The sequence below is a fragment of the Nonomuraea sp. NPDC050733 genome (assembly GCF_040654215.1).
In the GTDB taxonomy this organism is placed as follows: domain Bacteria; phylum Actinomycetota; class Actinomycetes; order Streptosporangiales; family Streptosporangiaceae; genus Nonomuraea.
The window spans coordinates 12,891-28,967 of sequence record NZ_JBFAHO010000063.1 but is presented as its reverse complement, the minus strand read 5'-3'; the positions used below and the strand labels follow the sequence as shown (position 1 = coordinate 28,967).

The 16,077-nt window shown below is 74.5% G+C and carries 17 protein-coding genes and 1 pseudogene; 10 read left to right on the top strand and 8 right to left on the bottom strand.

Annotation, left to right across the window (positions count from 1 at the left end; genetic code table 11):
* Window positions 1–181: DUF488 family protein (locus tag AB0H64_RS42935; RefSeq protein WP_357637161.1), on the top strand; the 181-nt coding region annotated here is incomplete at its 5' end.
* 122 nt (window positions 182–303) lie between these two features.
* Here the strand turns inward: AB0H64_RS42935 and AB0H64_RS42930 are convergent.
* Window positions 304–1,173, bottom strand: a complete 870-nt coding sequence (locus AB0H64_RS42930; protein ID WP_357637158.1) for a putative protein N(5)-glutamine methyltransferase — start codon at window positions 1,171–1,173, stop codon at window positions 304–306.
* A 192-nt stretch (window positions 1,174–1,365) separates the two neighbouring features.
* Complete coding sequence (locus tag AB0H64_RS42925) at window positions 1,366–1,839, bottom strand: DUF6355 family natural product biosynthesis protein (RefSeq protein WP_357637155.1); 474 nt, start codon at window positions 1,837–1,839, stop codon at window positions 1,366–1,368.
* 215 nt (window positions 1,840–2,054) lie between these two features.
* Here AB0H64_RS42925 and AB0H64_RS42920 point away from each other — a divergent pair.
* Window positions 2,055–2,342 (top strand): annotated as a pseudogene (locus tag AB0H64_RS42920) (helix-turn-helix domain-containing protein); the annotation flags it as partial.
* Between the two features lie 50 nt (window positions 2,343–2,392).
* Here the strand turns inward: AB0H64_RS42920 and AB0H64_RS42915 are convergent.
* From AB0H64_RS42915 to AB0H64_RS42905, 3 genes are read right to left on the bottom strand one after another with little or no spacing between them, the layout of a single operon-like run.
* Window positions 2,393–2,515 carry a hypothetical protein gene (locus AB0H64_RS42915; RefSeq protein WP_357637163.1) on the bottom strand — a complete coding sequence of 41 codons (123 nt, stop codon included), beginning with the start codon at window positions 2,513–2,515 and terminating at the stop codon, window positions 2,393–2,395.
* A 15-nt stretch (window positions 2,516–2,530) separates the two neighbouring features.
* Window positions 2,531–3,727: an SWIM zinc finger family protein gene (locus AB0H64_RS42910; RefSeq protein ID WP_357637152.1), complete on the bottom strand. Its 1,197-nt coding sequence runs from the start codon at window positions 3,725–3,727 to the stop codon at window positions 2,531–2,533.
* A complete protein-coding gene (locus AB0H64_RS42905; protein WP_357637150.1) occupies window positions 3,724–6,366 on the bottom strand; it encodes a DEAD/DEAH box helicase in 2,643 nt (880 codons plus the stop codon). The genes AB0H64_RS42910 and AB0H64_RS42905 overlap by 4 nt, the downstream gene beginning before the upstream one ends.
* Window positions 6,367–6,466: 100 nt before the next feature.
* Here AB0H64_RS42905 and AB0H64_RS42900 point away from each other — a divergent pair, with 100 nt between their 5' ends.
* The 5 genes from AB0H64_RS42900 (at window position 6,467) to AB0H64_RS42880 (ending at window position 9,902) form a co-directional block, all read left to right on the top strand.
* Complete coding sequence (locus AB0H64_RS42900; protein WP_357637148.1) at window positions 6,467–7,084, top strand: DedA family protein; 618 nt, start codon at window positions 6,467–6,469, stop codon at window positions 7,082–7,084.
* Window positions 7,068–8,195: a histidine kinase gene (locus AB0H64_RS42895; protein ID WP_357637145.1), complete on the top strand. Its 1,128-nt coding sequence runs from the start codon at window positions 7,068–7,070 to the stop codon at window positions 8,193–8,195. Before AB0H64_RS42900 ends, AB0H64_RS42895 begins: the two co-directional genes overlap by 17 nt.
* Window positions 8,186–8,830 (top strand): response regulator transcription factor, encoded by a 645-nt coding sequence (locus tag AB0H64_RS42890; protein ID WP_357637143.1) that lies wholly within the window; start codon window positions 8,186–8,188, stop codon window positions 8,828–8,830. Before AB0H64_RS42895 ends, AB0H64_RS42890 begins: the two co-directional genes overlap by 10 nt.
* A gap of 113 nt (window positions 8,831–8,943) precedes the next feature.
* The gene (locus AB0H64_RS42885) at window positions 8,944–9,486 is read left to right on the top strand and encodes a dihydrofolate reductase family protein (RefSeq protein ID WP_357637140.1); all 543 of its coding nucleotides are present in this window, start codon (window positions 8,944–8,946) and stop codon (window positions 9,484–9,486) included.
* Window positions 9,487–9,488: 2 nt separating this feature from the next.
* Window positions 9,489–9,902 (top strand): hypothetical protein, encoded by a 414-nt coding sequence (locus AB0H64_RS42880; RefSeq protein WP_357637137.1) that lies wholly within the window; start codon window positions 9,489–9,491, stop codon window positions 9,900–9,902.
* Window positions 9,903–9,941: 39 nt separating this feature from the next.
* Here the strand turns inward: AB0H64_RS42880 and AB0H64_RS42875 are convergent, their stop codons facing one another.
* On the bottom strand, window positions 9,942–10,844 hold the full coding sequence (locus AB0H64_RS42875) for a 5'/3'-nucleotidase SurE (RefSeq protein ID WP_357637134.1): 903 nt from the start codon (window positions 10,842–10,844) through the stop codon (window positions 9,942–9,944).
* Window positions 10,845–11,043: 199 nt separating this feature from the next.
* On the opposite strand from AB0H64_RS42875, the gene AB0H64_RS42870 reads away from it, so the two are divergent.
* Both AB0H64_RS42870 and AB0H64_RS42865 read left to right on the top strand, forming a co-directional pair.
* Window positions 11,044–12,120 (top strand): winged helix DNA-binding domain-containing protein, encoded by a 1,077-nt coding sequence (locus tag AB0H64_RS42870; protein WP_357637132.1) that lies wholly within the window; start codon window positions 11,044–11,046, stop codon window positions 12,118–12,120.
* 2 nt (window positions 12,121–12,122) lie between these two features.
* Window positions 12,123–12,560 carry an SRPBCC family protein gene (locus tag AB0H64_RS42865; RefSeq protein ID WP_357637129.1) on the top strand — a complete coding sequence of 146 codons (438 nt, stop codon included), beginning with the start codon at window positions 12,123–12,125 and terminating at the stop codon, window positions 12,558–12,560.
* A 23-nt stretch (window positions 12,561–12,583) separates the two neighbouring features.
* Here AB0H64_RS42865 and clpX read toward each other — a convergent pair whose 3' ends face one another.
* Window positions 12,584–13,861, bottom strand: coding sequence for an ATP-dependent Clp protease ATP-binding subunit ClpX (gene clpX, locus AB0H64_RS42860; protein WP_357637126.1), 1,278 nt, complete (start codon window positions 13,859–13,861; stop codon window positions 12,584–12,586).
* A gap of 98 nt (window positions 13,862–13,959) precedes the next feature.
* On the opposite strand from clpX, the gene AB0H64_RS42855 reads away from it, so the two are divergent.
* Window positions 13,960–15,165 carry a TetR family transcriptional regulator gene (locus tag AB0H64_RS42855; RefSeq protein WP_357637124.1) on the top strand — a complete coding sequence of 402 codons (1,206 nt, stop codon included), beginning with the start codon at window positions 13,960–13,962 and terminating at the stop codon, window positions 15,163–15,165.
* 40 nt (window positions 15,166–15,205) lie between these two features.
* Here AB0H64_RS42855 and AB0H64_RS42850 read toward each other — a convergent pair whose 3' ends face one another.
* Window positions 15,206–15,967, bottom strand: a complete 762-nt coding sequence (locus AB0H64_RS42850) for an SDR family oxidoreductase (RefSeq protein WP_357637123.1) — start codon at window positions 15,965–15,967, stop codon at window positions 15,206–15,208.
* Between the last annotated feature and the right edge of the window lie 110 nt (window positions 15,968–16,077).

Sequence of the window (16,077 nt, the reverse complement as noted above, 5' to 3'; positions counted from 1 at the left end):
CCCCGCCCGGTTCGCCGAGTCCCCCCGCCGCAACCTCGCCGAGCTGGAGCAGCCCGCGGGGGCGCCGGCGCTGGAGCGCCTGCGCCGCCTCGCCGGGGACGGCCCGCTGACGCTGCTCACCGCGACCGTGCGCGCCGACATCAGCCACGCCGCCGTGCTGGCCGGCCTCCTGGACGCCTGAACGTCGATCGGCGTCGTGCCGATGGTCGTCGGCCGGGGTGGAGACCCTGTACGAGGTGTACAAGGTGGCGAGCGGCACCGGTGACGGCGCCGCGTCCGGCCGTGGGCAGCCGCTCCGGCGCGTCACCGGGTGCCGGTGACCACGGTCGCGTACAGCTCGTCCGAACCCGTCACCCGGGGGGTGAGGCCGGCGCGCGCCATGGCCTCGGCCGTGTTCGCGGCCTGCCCTTCGCTCGTCTCCACCAGAAGGTGCCCGCCGGGGGCCAGCCAGAGCGGCGCCCCGGCGATCACGCGGCGGACGATGTCGAGCCCGTCGACGCCCCCGTCCAGCGCCAGCAGCGGCTCGTGCTCGCGCGCCTCGGCGGGCAGCAGCCCGATGGCGCCGGTCGGCACGTACGGCGGGCTGGCCAGCAGGACGCCGACGCGGCCGCGCAGCCGGTCGGGAAGCGGCTCGTAGAGGTCGCCCTGGTGAACGTGGCCTCCGGCGGGGGCGAGGTTGCTCCGGGCGCAGCGGACGGCGACCGGGTCGAGGTCGACGGCGTGCAGCTCGACGGGGGTGGAAAGGGCGGCCGCCACGGCGGCGCCGAGCGCGCCCGAACCGCAGCAGAGATCGACGACCACCATCCGGCACCCGGCCGCCGGACCACCCGAGCCGTCCGCGGGAGTGCCGGCGCCGTTCGCGGGAGTGCCGGAGCCGTTCGCGAGCGTCCGCCGGGCCAGGTCGATCGCCTGCGCCGCCAGGAACTCGCTGCGGCGGCGTGGCACGAAGACCCCGGGATCCAGGGTCACCCGAAGACCGCAGAACTCGGCCCAGCCGAGCACCTGCTCAAGGGGGAGCCCCGCGACGCGCCGGTCCACCAGGGCGGCGAGGTCGCCGGGGGTGCGCGCGGTGGAGATGAGCAACTCGGCCTCGTCCTCGGCGAAGACGCAGCCGGCCGCTCTGAGCCGGGCCGTGATGGCGGAGGAAGTGAGGGGAAGCGGTGAAACTGCCATGAAGCGCCCTTCCGGAATGCCGTGGGGCGCCCTCCCGGTCAGCCGCGACGGGCGACGGGCCCGACCGCGGGGCGAGAGCACCCGGCCTGATCTGGCGAAATGGGTCTCACCTCCTCGATCGTCCACTGCTGGAGAGGGCAGCTTAGCGGAGCCCGTCACGGGCCCGCAAAGCGGTCCAGCCGGGGAGGGCGGTCAGTCCGGGAGGGAGCCCCGCCGCGCGAAGGGGACGCGCGACGGGGCACGGCCCGCCACGGCGCCAGGGCCGCGCGGGCGAACGGGCGGGGGCGCGTGCGGCGGCGCGGGACCGCACGGGAGGAGGCGCCCCCTGGGTCGCAACGGCAAGCAGGTCCCCCGGACGTAGGCCCGGAAGGTGAAGTTCCAGCGGCCCACGTACCTCGACTCGCCCGGCGCCACGCAGAAGTACTCGCTGGGCGACAGGATGTACGTCACGAGGATCCGCTCGTTGCCGCCGGAGCAGTTGCGGTACATCGCGGCGTCCCCGTCCCGGTAGAGGCCGCAGTCCGCGGCGGCGGCCATGGAGATGCGCACGCCGTCGGAGGCGGGCGCGGCTGTCGCGGCGGACGCCGCGCCTGCGGCGAGCATCGTCATCGTGCAGAGGGCGGAGGCGGCGACGGCCGCCCGGCGGAGCCCGGTGAGCTTGGTCATGGTGTTCTCCTTCGCTGTGGTGCCGCCGGCCACCGCCGTGTGCGGCGGCCGGGTTCGACAGGTGGATCGTCATGCCGTCGAGGCGCCGGCCAGAAGGGGTTTCCCGGCCCACCGGGCGAGGAGGAAACCGGGAAACCGTCTCCCACATCGGTCTTCACGGCGCCGGACGTACGGATACAGTGAGTGTCCGACCGGACGCTTAGAGTGAAAGGGCGGTGTTCCGGGTGCGGGCCGAGGAACGGACGGATGCGGGGTGCTCGCACACCGCGCAGAGCCGCGAGATCGCGGAGCCACCCGAGACTGCCGTCGAGACCGCCGAGATCCGCGGGACGGCGGCGACCCACGAGGACCCTTCGGAAAGCCCGGGGGCCAGGCTGCGGCGGCTCCGGCGGGAGCGCGGGCTGTCCCTCAACGAGCTGGCCCGGCGCACGCACTACACCAAGGGCTACCTGAGCAAGGTCGAGACCGACGCACCCGCCTGTTTCTCCGGTCGAGTGGTCGGAGCACTTTCCCGGCCTCGCGTTCGTCCCTCCCTGCTAGAGGGTCGTTGTCGTCACGGCACGGCCGAGCCGGCCGCCACCCGCCGCACGGGGCCGGGGGCCTCCAGGAAGACGCCCGCTGACCGGGTGACGGCGGGCCGCCGCCACGGCGCCTTCCTGGCCATGGCTTCCGTCACGACCGTGGCCCCTCGCTAGGAGGACAGCAGCGCCGCCGGGTCGCGTTCCGGTGGGCCCGCCGGCCACCACCGGCCGTCGTGGAGGGTGAAGGGGTACCAGCGGCCGTCGCGGCCGTAGCGGAGCTGGCGGTCGCCGCCGATGGTCCACCGGTTGCGGGACAGCTGCGCGGGGGGCGGCTCCTCGCCCTCCCAGGCGGCCGCCAGGCGGGCCCAGGCCCTGGTGAGCTCGTGGCGGGGCGGTGTCCAGGCCGACTCCAGCGCGTCGAGCCCGTCGGCCCCGGCGTAGCGCCAGGCCGTCACGGGGGCGTCCAGGCCGAGGTCGAGGTCGTGCTCGGCGGCGAGCCGCACCCGGTCCTGGTACTCGCTCAGCACGGGCGGCTCCGCGCCGAGCGCCGCGGCGGTGAGCACCTCGCGCGCCCGGGAGGCGGCCGAGGCGGCCAGCACCTCCAGGGCGGCCACGTCCACGCCCGTGGCGGGCTCCAGCCCGAGCGGCGTGAAGGTCACGTCGATTGGCGGCGGCTCGGGCAGCGGCGCCGCTCCGGCCTGCCAAGGCTCGACGCTCTTGGGAGCCTCGGCGGGGGTCTCGACAGCCTCGGCAGCCTCGGCGGGCTCGGGGGTCCGGTCGTCGGCCGGCAGGGCGGCCGACGGCTTCTCCTCCGGCCGGGTGTGGTGCTGGAGCGCGCGCACCAGGTCCTCCCGGCCGCGTCCCCGCAGGAGCAGCAGCACGAACGGGTCGCCGTCCAGCAGCCAGGACGCCTGGTAGCACAGCGCCGCCGCGTGCGGGCACGGGTGGCCCCAGTCGGGGCACGAGCACTCGGGTTCGAGGTCGCCCACGGCCGGCAGCAGCGGCACGGCGGCGTCCTCGGCCGCCTGCACCAGCTCGTGCGGCATGTCGCCGTCGAGCAGGGCGGCGATGTGGCCGGCCTTGGCGGTGACCTGGTCGAGGAAGCGGTCCCACTCCGCGGCGGTGAGCCGTTCGACGCGCACGACGGTGTCGTACTCGCCCTCGGTGAGCGCCGCCAGCCGGCCGGGGCTGACCGTGATGGGCCCGACCTGGCCGGTCTTGGCGTAGGCGCGGCCCTTGCGCAGCAGCGTCTGGTCCAGGGAGGTGTCCTCCAGGGCCTTGATCCAGGAGCCGCCCCACCAGGTGGTGGCGAAACGGGCGCCGGCCCGCTGGCGGGGGAAGGCGGGAAATCCTCGAACGGCGGTCATCTCAGCTCCACCAGTGCGGCGAGTTCGGCGTCGGTCAGTTCGGTGAAGGCGGCCTCGCCGGAGGCCAGCACGGCCTCGGCCAGGGATCGCTTGGCGGCGAGCATCTGGGCGATGCGGTCCTCGATGGTGCCTTCGGCGATGAGCCGGTGGACCTGGACGGGCCGGGTCTGGCCGATGCGGTGGGCGCGATCGGTGGCCTGGTCCTCCACGGCGGGGTTCCACCAGCGGTCGTAGTGGATGACGTGGTCGGCGCGGGTGAGGTTCAGGCCGGTGCCGGCGGCCTTGAGCGACAGCAGGAAGACGGGCGCGTGGCCGTCCTGGAAGCGCTGGACCATCTCCTCGCGCCGGGCGACGGGGGTGCCGCCGTGCAGGAGCTGGGTGGTGACGCCCCGGCCGGTCAGGTGCCGCTCCAGCAGCCGGGCCATGGCGACGTACTGGGTGAAGACGAGGACGGCGCCGTCCTCGGCGAGGATGGTGTCGACCAGCTCGTCCAGCAGCTCCAGCTTGCCGGAGCGGCCGGGCAGGCGGGGCGCGGCCTCGTGGAGGTACTGGGCGGGGTGGTTGCAGATCTGCTTGAGGCCGGTGAGCAGCTTGACGATGAGGCCGCGCCGGGCCATGCCGTGGGCCTGGCCGATCTGGGCCATGATCTCGCGCACGGCCGCCTCGTACAGGGCGGCCTGCTCGGTGGTGAGCGCGACCGGGCGGTCGGTCTCGGTCTTGGACGGCAGCTCGGGCGCGATGCCGGGGTCGCTCTTGCGGCGGCGCAGCAGGAACGGGCCGACCAGCCGTGACAGCCGCGCGGCGGCCTCGGCGTCGCCGGACTCGGCGGGCCTGGCCCAGCGGGCGCGGAAGCGGGCCAGCGGGCCCAGCAGGCCGGGCGTGGTCCAGTCGAGGATGGCCCACAGCTCGGACAGGTTGTTCTCGACGGGGGTGCCGGTGAGCGCGACGCGGGCGGCGGCGGGGATCTCGCGCAGGGCCTTGGCGGTGCCGGAGGCGGGGTTCTTGACGTGCTGGGCCTCGTCGGCCACCAGCAGGCCCCACGGGTGGGTGGCCAGGCGGTCGGCGTCCAGGCGCATGGTGCCGTACGTGGTGAGCGCGAAGCCCTCCTTGGGCAGGTCGCGGGCGGCGCCGTGGTAGCGGCGCACGGGGACGCCGGGGGCGAAGCGGGTGATCTCGCGCTCCCAGTTGCCGAGCAGGGAGGCGGGGCAGACGACGAGGGTGGGGCCGTCGCCCTGGGCGGCGCGGTGCAGGTGCAGGGCGATGAGGGTGATGGTCTTGCCCAGGCCCATGTCGTCGGCCAGGCAGCCGCCGAGTCCGAGGGAGGTCATGCGGGCCAGCCAGCGCAGCCCGTGGAGCTGGTAGTCGCGCAGTGTGGCGGCCAGCCTGTCGGGGGCGGCGATGTCGAGCGGCTCGGCCAGCCGGTCGCGCAGCTCGGCGAGCCAGGCGCTCGGCTCGATCTGCACCTGCTCGCCGTCGACCTCGACGGCGCCGGTCAGCGCGGCGCCGAGCGCCTCCAGCCCGGTCAGGGGCTTGAGGTCGCGCTGGCGGGCCTTGCGTGCCACGTCGGGGTCGACGAGCACCCACTGGTCGCGCAGCCGTACGACGGGGCGGTGGGCCTCGGCGAGGGCGTCCATCTCGGCGGCGCTCAGCCGCTCGCCGCCGAGGGCGAGCCGCCAGTCGAAGCCGGTCAGGTGCCGTCCGCTGAAGAAGGAGGGCAGGTCGGAGGGCTTGTCGCGTTCGCCGACGACGGCGCGGGCGGTCAGGCCGCGCACCAGGTGGCGGGGCCAGTGCACCTCCACGCCCGCGGCGGCCAGCCGCTCGGCGGCGCCGGCCAGCAGCTCCTCCACCTCGCCGTCGGACAGGACCAGCTCGTCGGGTACGGCGCTGTCGAGCAGCCGGGCCAGCGCCGGCCAGGCGCGGGAGGCGCGGCGCAGGGCCACGGTGACGTCGATGCGGGCCCGGCCGCCGAGCCCCGGGTCGTGGCCGCGCCACAGGTCGCCGGCGTCGACCACGAGTGACGGGTCGGCCTGCGCGTGGACCTGGACGACGGCGCGGAAGTCCTCCATGGCCGGGTCGCCGGTCTCCAGCCGCAGCGACACGCGTACGCCGGAGTCGAGACCGGCCGACACCTCGCCGGCCCACGCGCGCAGCCGCGGGACCTTGACCGGCTTGACGGCGGCGTACGCGGAGGTGCCGGTGGCGCGCACGGCGCCGGGGGAGCGCGGCATCGCGTCGGCGACCGCGTCGAGGAAGGCCCGCACGTGCCGCTCGGCGTCGGGCGGGGACGTGCCCGGGGGCATGGCGGCGGCCAGTTCACGTACCCGCCGCAGGTCGGCGGCGTCGAACGGGCCGGCCCGCCAGGCGTCGTGGTCGCCGTCCGTCACGTCCGGCAGGATGCGGCCGCGGGTGACGAGCTGGAGGGCGACGAGGGCGGCGGCGCCCCAGAAGCGGGCGGCGGGGTGGGCCTCGTCGTCGTGGCGGGCGCGGGCCAGTGCCGCGACGGCCTCGCTCACCGGCAGGCTGGTGGTGTCCCCGCTGTCCGGCGTGCCGGGGCTGAGGAAGACCATCCGGCCGGATCTGGGCGGATCGCCCGGCTCGAAGAGGACCGCCCGCCGTACCAGATCCGTTGATGAGCTCACGGCCGTACAGTGTACGGTACGTGGGGGTGTGGTTTACCACAGCCCCGATCGGGCGTTCACCGCATTACCAGCATTTCCGATCACCCCTAGCCTGGAGGGCATGACTGACTGGCTGGTTGGACTCATGGAAACCCTCGGCGCCCCCGGGGCGGGCATCGCCATCGCGCTGGAGAACCTGTTCCCGCCGCTGCCGAGCGAGGTGATCCTGCCGCTGGCGGGCTTCACCGCGAGCCGGGGCGAGATGGACCTGCTCGACGCTCTGGTGTGGACGACGCTGGGCTCGGTGGTGGGCGCGCTGGCGCTGTACTGGGTGGGGGCGCTGCTGGGCAGGGAGCGGGTGCTGGCGATCGCCGCCCGGATCCCGCTGGTCAAGCCCGCCGACATCGAGAAGACCGAGGCGTGGTTCCTCAGGCACGGCCGCAAGACGGTGTTCTTCGGCCGGATGGTGCCGCTGTTCCGCAGCCTCATCTCGATCCCGGCGGGCGTCGAGCGGATGCCGGTCATGACGTTCCTGGCCCTGACGACCAGCGGCAGCCTCATCTGGAACACCGTCTTCGTGATGGCCGGCTACCTGCTGGGCGAGCAGTGGGAGCTGGTGGAGACCTACGTCGGCATCGGCTCGAACGTGGTGATCGCCCTGGTCGTGCTCGCGGTGCTGGTCTTCGTGGGCGTCCGGCTGGCCGAGCGGCGTAAGGGGCGGCATGCCTCCCGTCGCTGAGGGCGCTCGGGTCGTGGGGGCGGTGGTGCTGGGCGCGGTGACCGCGCCGCTGGAGGCGGTGTTCCTGCTGCTGGCGCTGCCGTTCCTCGGCAATCCGAACGTCTCGGACGCTGCCGTGCGCCTGGCCGCGCTGGAGGTGCGCCGGGCCGGTCTCGACCCGGCCGCGCTGGGCCTGACCACGCCGAGCGGCGGACCATCTCGAAGCGGGCAGGCCGGTGGGCGGGCGCTGCGGTTCCTGACGCTGCGGGTGCCGGTCGGCGTGCTGGGCGGGCTGGTGGTGACGCTGTTCGTGTACGGGGCCCGCACGGGGCTCATGGCGGCGTCGGCGTGGCTGGCCGGTGAGCGCTTCGACGGCATGGAGCCCACCGCGCCGCTCCTGCTCTACGGCGTGCTGGCCGGGATCGTGCTGCTGTTCATCGACGTCTCCGGCCTGATCGGCGTGTACGCGATGGAGCGGCGGCTGGCCCGTGCGGTGCTGACGCCCGGCCGGACCGAGGCGCTGGAGCGCAGGATCGCCGAGCTGTCGCAGAGCCGGGCCGGGATCGTGGCGGCGGTCGACTCCGAGCGGCGCCGCATCGAGCGTGACCTGCACGACGGGCTCCAGCAGCGCCTGGTGGCCCTGTCGATGCTGATCGGCCGCTCCCGGCGCAGCCGCCCGGAGCTGCTGGACCAGGCGCACGAGGAGGCGCAGCGGGCCCTGGCCGAGCTGCGGGAGGTGGCCTGGCGGGTGTACCCGAGCGGGCTGGACTCCCTGGGGCTGGGCGAGGCGCTGGCCGGGGTGGCCGAGCGCTCGGGCGTGCCCGTCAAGGTGGCCTGCGACCTCGCCGAACGGCCGCCGATGGCGGTCGAGACGGCCGCGTACTTCGTGGTGTGCGAGGCCGTCACCAACGCCGCCAAGCACTCCGGCGCCGCGCTCATCACCGTGGACGTCCACCGGCGCGGCGCGAGCCTCCTGGTGCGGGTGCGGGACGACGGCGCGGGCGGCGCCGACCCGGCGGGCAGCGGCCTGTCGGGGCTGGCGCGCCGGGTGGCGGCGCTGGACGGGACCTTCGAGGTGACCAGCCCGCCGGGCGGTCCGACGACGATCATGGTGGAGCTGCCGTGCGAGTGATCCTGGCCGAGGACTCGACCCTGCTGCGCGAGGGCCTGGTCCGGCTGCTGGTGGAGGAGGGCCACGAGGTCCCGGCCGCCGTGGGCGACGCCACGGCGCTGATGGAGGCGGTGGCCGAGCACGATCCGGACGTCGTGGTGGTGGACGTGCGGATGCCGCCCACCCACACCGACGAGGGGCTGCGCGCGGCGCTGGAGATCCGGCGGCGCCGGCCGCACGTGCGGCTGCTGGTGCTGTCGCAGTACGTCGAGAAGAAGTACGCCGCCGAGCTGATGAGCGGCGACGTGGAGGGCGTCGGCTACCTGCTGAAGGACCGGGTGGCGCAGGTGGCCGACTTCCTGGACGCGCTGGAGCGGGTGGCGGCCGGGGGAGCGGCGTTCGACCCCGAGGTGGTGCGCCAGCTCCTGGCCCGCACCTCGCAGGTGGATCCCCTGGCGAGGCTGACCCCGCGCGAGCGCGAGGTGCTGGAGCGCATGGCGCAGGGACTGACCAACGCCTCGATCGCCCAGCAGCTGCACGTCTCGCAGAGCGCGGTGGAGAAGCACGTCAACGCGCTGTTCGACAAGCTGCGGCTCTCACACGCCGCCGGTTACAGCCGGCGGGTGCTGGCCGTGCTGCGCTTCCTGGAGTCCTGAGACACGGCCGTCGCGCGCCGGGTCCTTCGACCACCATGCCGCCCTTGACAAATTTATTTGTCGGTGAGACGGTGGGGACACCTCGAAAGAGACCTTCACGAGCGGAGACGAAGATGCGAAAGATCGTCGCGGGCCTGTTCATCTCGCTGGACGGCGTGGTGGAGTCGCCGGAGACGTGGCACTTCCCGTACTTCAACGATGAGATGGGACAGATCGTCGGCGAGCAGATGCAGGCGGCCGACGCCATGCTGCTCGGCCGCCGCACCTACGAGGCGTTCGCCGCCTACTGGCCGAACCCCGAGCCGGAGGCCGCCGACATGGCCGAGCACATGAACGGCACACCCAAGTACGTGGTCACCTCCACCCTGGAGACGGCCTCCTGGGCGAACACCACGATCATCAGCGGCGACGTCACGGCCCGGCTGAAGGAGCTGAAGGACCAGCCGGGCAAGGACATCGGCATCACCGGCAGCGCCACGCTGGTGCGCTCGCTGCTGCGCGACGGGCTGCTGGACGAGCTGCGCCTGCTCATCCACCCGATCGTGGTGGGCGGCGGCGTCAAGCTGTTCGCCGACGGCGAGCAGGTGCCGCTGCGGCTGCTGGACTCCCGCACGCTGGAGACGGGCGTCATCTACGCCACCTACGGCAGGGCCTGACCATGCCGACGACCACAACCGGCACCAAGACCGTCGCCGCCAAGCTCCTGGTCAAGCCGGGGACCTGCGTCTGGGTCTCCGACCCCGCCCACCGCGCCCTGATCGAGCCGCTGCCGGAGGGCGCACGCCACGCCGGGGCGCTCGGCGAGGCGGACGTCGCGGTGGTCTTCGCCGCCGACGCCGCCTCGGCCCGGGACCTGCTGCAGGAGCACCGCGACGCGCTGACCGCACCGTCCGTGCTGTGGGTGGCCTACCCGAAGGGCAACCGCTCCGATGTCAACCGCGACACCCTGTGGCCGATCGTCGGCGAGTACGGGCTGCGCCCCAACGGGCAGGTGGCCGTGGACGAGGCCTGGTCGGCGCTGCGCTTTCGGCCGCTGAAGGAGGGCGAGGCGCCGTTCACGGGAGGCCGCTGACCGCCCTGCCCGCGCGGGCAGGGCGGACGGAGCGGGCGGTCAGGGGGTCAGGGAGCGCAGGCGCAGGCGGATGGCCGAGGAGGTGGCCGAGGCGGCCTCCCAGCTGCCGTCCAGCGGGGTGATGGTGACGTTGCCGGCCGCCAGCAGCGTACGGTCGGCGTCCTGCACCGGGTCGGGCCCGGGGTCGGCGATCGGGACGATGCGGTAGCACAGGGCGCACGCCTCCGGGGCGGGCGTGTACCCGGCGGAGTACGGCAGGGAGCTGCCCAGGTGGGCGACGCTGACCGTGCCGTTGGGGGTGACGGGGTAGTTGACGTTCAGCGCGGTGCGGGCGGGCAGGACGGGGCCGCCCCCGGCGGTGGCCGCCAGCCGATCGACCAGCCGCACGGTGAACTGGATCGCCTGGGCGGCGCTGGGCACGGCGCTGCCGTCACGGGCGATGCTGACGGCGACGGCGGGCACGCCGGCGGTGATGGCGGTGATGGCGGCGCCGACCGTGCCGGAGTAGGTGGCGGCGGAGGCGACGTTCTCGCCGGGGTTCGGGCCGGAGACGACCAGGTCGGGCGGGTCGCCGGCGAAGGGGACGCGGGTGCCGAAGGAGACCGCGTCACTGGGGCTGCCGCCGACGGCCCAGCCGTCGTCCTGCTTGGCGGCCTCGATCGTGCTGCCGAACCTGGCGTTGATCTGGGTGCCGGAGGCGCTGGAGTCGGCGGCCGGGGCGACGACGGTGACCTCGTGGCCCGCGGCGACCAGGGCCTGGCGCAGCTGGTGGAGGTAGGCCGAGGAGTAGCCGTCGTCGTTGGTCAGCAGGATGCGCAGGGGCTGACGGTACTGTGCCTGCGCGGGGGCGGTGCCCATGGCCATTAGCGCGAGGAGGAGGAGGGGAACGAGGGCCAGCCGTTTGAACACGTGGGTCTCCTTGCCGAGCACCGTTGCCAACACGTAGAAAGCTCACCTACGTGACGGTCTGGACGGTATGCGGGCGCGGCCTCGCCGGACCACCGGCATGCCCCCTAAACGAACCCCAGATGAAGGAGAAGTGAACCGCGGGTGAACGACCCCCGGGAAGCGCCGCGGCGGCCGCGTGGCTCCAGGTGGCCGCGTGGCTCCAGGGTGGCCGCGTGGCTCTAGGGTGAAGGCCGTGATCAGCACGCGCGCGCTCAACCGGGCGACCCTGGCCCGCCAGCTCCTGCTGCGGCGCCATGCCATGCCCGCGCTCCAGGCCGTGGAGCACCTCGTCGGCATGCAGGCACAGGCCCCGTTCCCGCCGTACTTCGGCCTGTGGTCGCGCCTGGACGGCTTCACCCCCGACGCCCTGGCCCGGCCGTTGCTGGAACGCGAGGCGGTGCGCATGGTGCTCATGCGCGGCACCGTCCACCTCGTCACCGCCGCCGACGCCCTGACCCTGCGCCCGCTCACGCAGCCGCTGCTCGACCGCTACCTGAGCACCGCCTACAGCCGCACCCTGGGGGACGTCGACCGCGACCAGCTCGCCAAGGCCGGGCGCGAGGCCCTGCGGGAGCGCCCGCTGACGGCCGCCGAGCTGGGCGCGCACCTGGCCGGGCGCTTCTCCGGCGCCGCACCGGCCGACCTCGCGCTCGCCGTGCGGTGCCTGCTGCCGCTCGTGCAGGTGCCGCCGCGCGCTGTGTGGGGCAAGGCCGGGCGCACCGCGTACGCGCCGATGGAGGAGTGGCTGGGCCGCCCGCCGCATCCCGAGCCGTCGCCGGAGCGGCTGGTGCTGCGTTACCTGGCCGCGTTCGGGCCGGCCACCGTCGCCGACGCGCAGGCCTGGTCCGGCCTGACCGGGCTGCGGGAGATCGTCGAGCGGCTGCGTCCCGGGCTGGTCGTCCTGGAGGACGAGCGGGGCAGGGAGCTGTTCGACCTGCCTGACGCGCCGCGCCCCGGACCGGACGTGCCCGCGCCGGTGCGGCTGATCGCGCCGTTCGACAACCTGCTGCTCAGCCACGCCGACCGCACCCGGGTCATCTCCGACGAGCACCGCAGGACGGTCATCACCGTCAACGGGCAGGTGCTGGGAACCGTGCTGGCCGACGGGTTCGTGCGGGGGGTGTGGCGCCGCGAGGGACCCGTGGTCACGATCGAGCCGTTCGCGCCGCTGACGCCGGGGCAGGCGGAGGAGGCCAGGGCCGAGGCGCTGGCGCTGCTCGCCTTCGCCGAGCCGGGCAAGGCGGACCGGCACGAGGTCAGGGGGGTCTGACGATGAACGGCGAAAGGGGCGTGAGCCGGGGACGGATGGGGGCCGCGGTGCTGGTGGCCGCCTCGCCCGAGCGGGTCTTCGCCGTGCTCACCGACTGGCCGCGCCACCACGAGTGGATGCTCCTGACCACCGCCCGGCAGAGCGGGCCCGGCCGGGTGGAGGCGTTCACGGGGGTGGGGCGGCTCGGGTTCCTGGACACGATGACGATCGTCCGGTGGCAGCCGCCGACGCTGGTGCGGGTGCGTCACACCGGCCGGCTGGTGCGGGGCGAGGGCGTCTTCAGGGTCAAGCCGTACGGGGGCGGCAGCCGGGTGATCTGGGCCGAGGAGCTGGAGCTGCCGCTGGGCGCGGCGGGCCGGCTGCTGTGGCCGCTGGCCAGGCCGTTCGCCGACGCGCTGGCGCGGCTGTCGCTGCGCCGGCTGGCCCGCCTCGCGGAGTGAGCGGCGCCCGGACACGGGGATCGTCAGGCGGATCTCTCCCGCGGCCCCTGGTCGCGGCCGGGCAGCTCGCGGGGCACCAGCGTCGGATTGACGTTGCCGAGGACGGTGTCGCGGGTGACCACGACCCGGGCCACGTCGTCGCGGCCAGGCACCTCGTACATGACGTTGAGCAGCACCTCCTCGACGATCGCGCGCACGCCGCGGGCGCCGGTGCGGCGCAGCAGCGCCTGCTCGGCGATGGCCTCGACCGCGTCGCCGGTGAACTCCAGCTCCACCCCGTCCATCTCCAGCAGCCTGCGGTACTGCTTGAGCAGGGCGTTGCGAGGCTCGGTCAGCACCCGGACCAGCGCCTCGCGGTCCAGCCGCCCCAGCGTCGCGGTCACCGGGAGGCGGCCGACGAGCTCGGGGATGAGTCCGTAGGCGACCAGGTCGGACGGCATGACCCCGGCCAGGGGGTCGCCGTGCGGGCCGGCCGGGGAGCCGGGGTCGGCGCGGGGGCGCAGGGTGGCGCCGAAGCCCGAGCCGCCGCGTCCCGAGCGGGCCTCGACGATCCGCTCCAGCCCGTCGAAGGCGCCGCCGCAGATGAACAGCACGCCGGTGGTGTCGATCTGGATGTTGTCCTGCTGGGGGTGCTTGCGGCCGCCCTGGGGCGGGACGCTCACCGTCGTCCCCTCGATGATCTTCAGCAGGGCCTGCTGGACGCCTTCGCCGGAGACGTCGCGGCTGATCGACGGGTTGTCGCCCTTGCGGGCTATCTTGTCGATCTCGTCGATGTAGACGATGCCGGTCTCGGCCTTGGCGACGTCGTGCCCGGCCGCCGCGATGAGCTTGAGCAGGATGTTCTCGACGTCCTCACCGACGTAGCCGGCCTCGGTCAGCGTGGTGGCGTCGGCGATGGCGAACGGGACGCCGAGCACCCTGGCGAGCGTCTGGGCCAGGTAGGTCTTGCCGGAGCCGGTGGGCCCGACCATGAGGATGTTGGACTTGCCCAGCTCCACCTGCTCGTCCCGCCCGTCGCGCGGGGCGAGCCGGATGCGCTTGTAGTGGTTGTAGACGGCCACCGCCAGAGCCGTCTTGGCGGGCGTCTGGCCGATGACGTACTGGTCGAGGAAGGCGTGGATCTCGCGCGGCGGCGGCAGCGGGACCTCTGGGGCGGCGGCCTCGCCGTCCTCCTCGCGCAGCAGCTCGGTGCACTGGGCGACGCACTCGTCGCAGATGCAGATCTGCGCGGGGCCCGCGATGAGCTTGCGGACCTCCGCCTGGCCCTTGCCGCAGAACCTGCACGTCAGCGCCGGCGCCATGCGCGCCCCCCTCCACCGAGATCAGATGATGCCGCCATCTGAATGGCGACGGTATCTTGGTTCGGTACGGGGCGCAAACAGCGCGGACGGGGAGGACGATGGCCCGGCTCAGCAGGGCGGAGCTGCAACGGCTCAACCGCTCCAAGGTGGTCGAGGCCGCCCGCCACGAGTTCGCGGAGCGCGGCTTCGCGGGCGCCACGATCGACGGCATCGCCGAGCGGGCCGGGCTCACACGCGGAGCGGTCTACTCCAACTTCCCCGGCAAGCGGGCCCTGTACTTCACGGTCCTTGCCGAGCCCGCCTCCCACCCCTGCGGGGAGCCCGCCGGCCGGGCGGGGACGACGCGCGAGGCGCTGGGGGCGTTCGCGCGGGCGTGGGTGACGCGGCTGCCACTGGCCACCGGCGGCCCGCACGACCCGGACGATTGCGGCGAGGCGGCGCGCCTGGCGGTGGACCTGATGCCGGAGATCCTCGCCGACGAGCGGCTGCGGGCGGTGACCGCGGCGCTGCGGCGCCTCGACGCGCTGCTGCTGGGACTGGCCCTGGAACGCATGGACCTGCTGGAACGCGGCGGCTCACCCGAGCGGGAACGCGCCGGGGGCCGGCGGGTGCGGGTGGCCGAGGCGGCACTGGTGACCTTGCGGGGGGCGAGCGAGCTGGCCGCGGCCGCGCCGGGGTTCGTGGAGCCGTTCGACCTGGTCTCCGTGTGCGAGGAGCTGGCGGGGCTGGACCTGGACGACCGGTGGGATCCGCCGCCGGTGTTCCCGCGCGTCCTGCCCGCCGACGCCCCCTGGCCGCCCGGCTTCTTCGCCCAGGGCGACGGGTTTCCTGCGGGTGACGGGTTTCCTGCGGGTGACGGCTTTCCTGCGGGTGACGGCGTGGTGGCGGTGCTGGGCCTGCTGGAGGCGGGCGCCGTCGAGGAGGCCGTACGGGCCGCGCCGCCGGGCACCCCGGTGACCGCGGTCCTGGTCACCGACGACCCGGCCGAGCTGACGCCGCTGGCACGGCTGGCGCCGGCCGGCGTGATCGGCTGCCTGCGCCAGGCGTTCCCGCAGCGGGCGTGGCCCGGGCTGCGGATCATCTGCGACGAGACGGGCGCGGCGCCGGCCGGCGTCCCGGCGGTCACGGACCGGACGGTGACGGACCGGACGGTGACGGACCGGACGGTGACGGACCGGACGGTGACGGACCGGACGGTGACGGCGCTGCGCGTCCGCGACGGCCGGATCGTCGCCCGCGCGGACGGCCCCGGCGCCTGCCACGCGATCGCCTCCTCCCTCCGGCCCGCCCCCTTCGTGAGGTAGTCCGCCCCCGCGTGCTTCGCGGTGTGGCACGCGGCCCCGCCTAGGCCTGGCGCGTGGGCAGGATCACCAGCTGGCGCAGGTTCACGCGGCGCGGGCGACTGGTGGTGTAGGCGATCAGGTCGGCGACGTCGTCGGCCGTCAGCGCGTCCATCGCGGAGAACATGCCGTCCAGCTGGCCGCTCAGCTCGCTGTTGTCGATGTGCTGGCCCAGCTCTGTGTCGGTCAGGCCCGGCTCGATGTTGGTGACGCGCACGTCCTGCCCGCCCAGCTCGGTGCGCAGCGACGCCGACAGGAAGGTGAGCGCGGCCTTCGTGGCGCCGTACACCGCGTAGTTGGGGAAGGTGACGTGGGCGCCGATGGAGGAGACGTTGACCAGGTCGGCGGGCCGGCCCTGCGCGGCGGCGGCGATCAGGTCGGGGACGAAGGCGCGGATGACCCGCAGCGCCCCGCTCAGGTTGGTGTCGATCATGCGGGTCCACTCGTCGTCGCGGCCCTCCACGATCGGGTTGGGCAGCATGACGCCGGCCGCGTTCACCACCAGGTCCACCGGCCCGTACGCCTCGTGGACGCGCTGCTCGGCGGCGGCGACAGCGGCGGAGTCGGTGACGTCGGCGGCCACCGCCAGCGCCTGACCCCCGCCGGCCGTGATCGTGGCGGCCAGCTCGTCGAGCCGGTCGGCACGCCGGGCCAGCAGGGCCACGCGCGCCCCCTGGGCCGCCAGCAGGCGGGCGGTGGCCTCGCCCATGCCGCTGGCGGCACCGGTGACGACGGCGGTACGGGTGGAAAGAGCGTCGTAGCTCATGGTGGTGCTCCTCGTCGAGGTGTTGTCGTGCTGACGGAGACGATCCTGCTCCGGGCGCGACGCCTTACCCAGGGTGAGGCTCATCCTGGGTCTGGCAGTGCCAGGCTGAG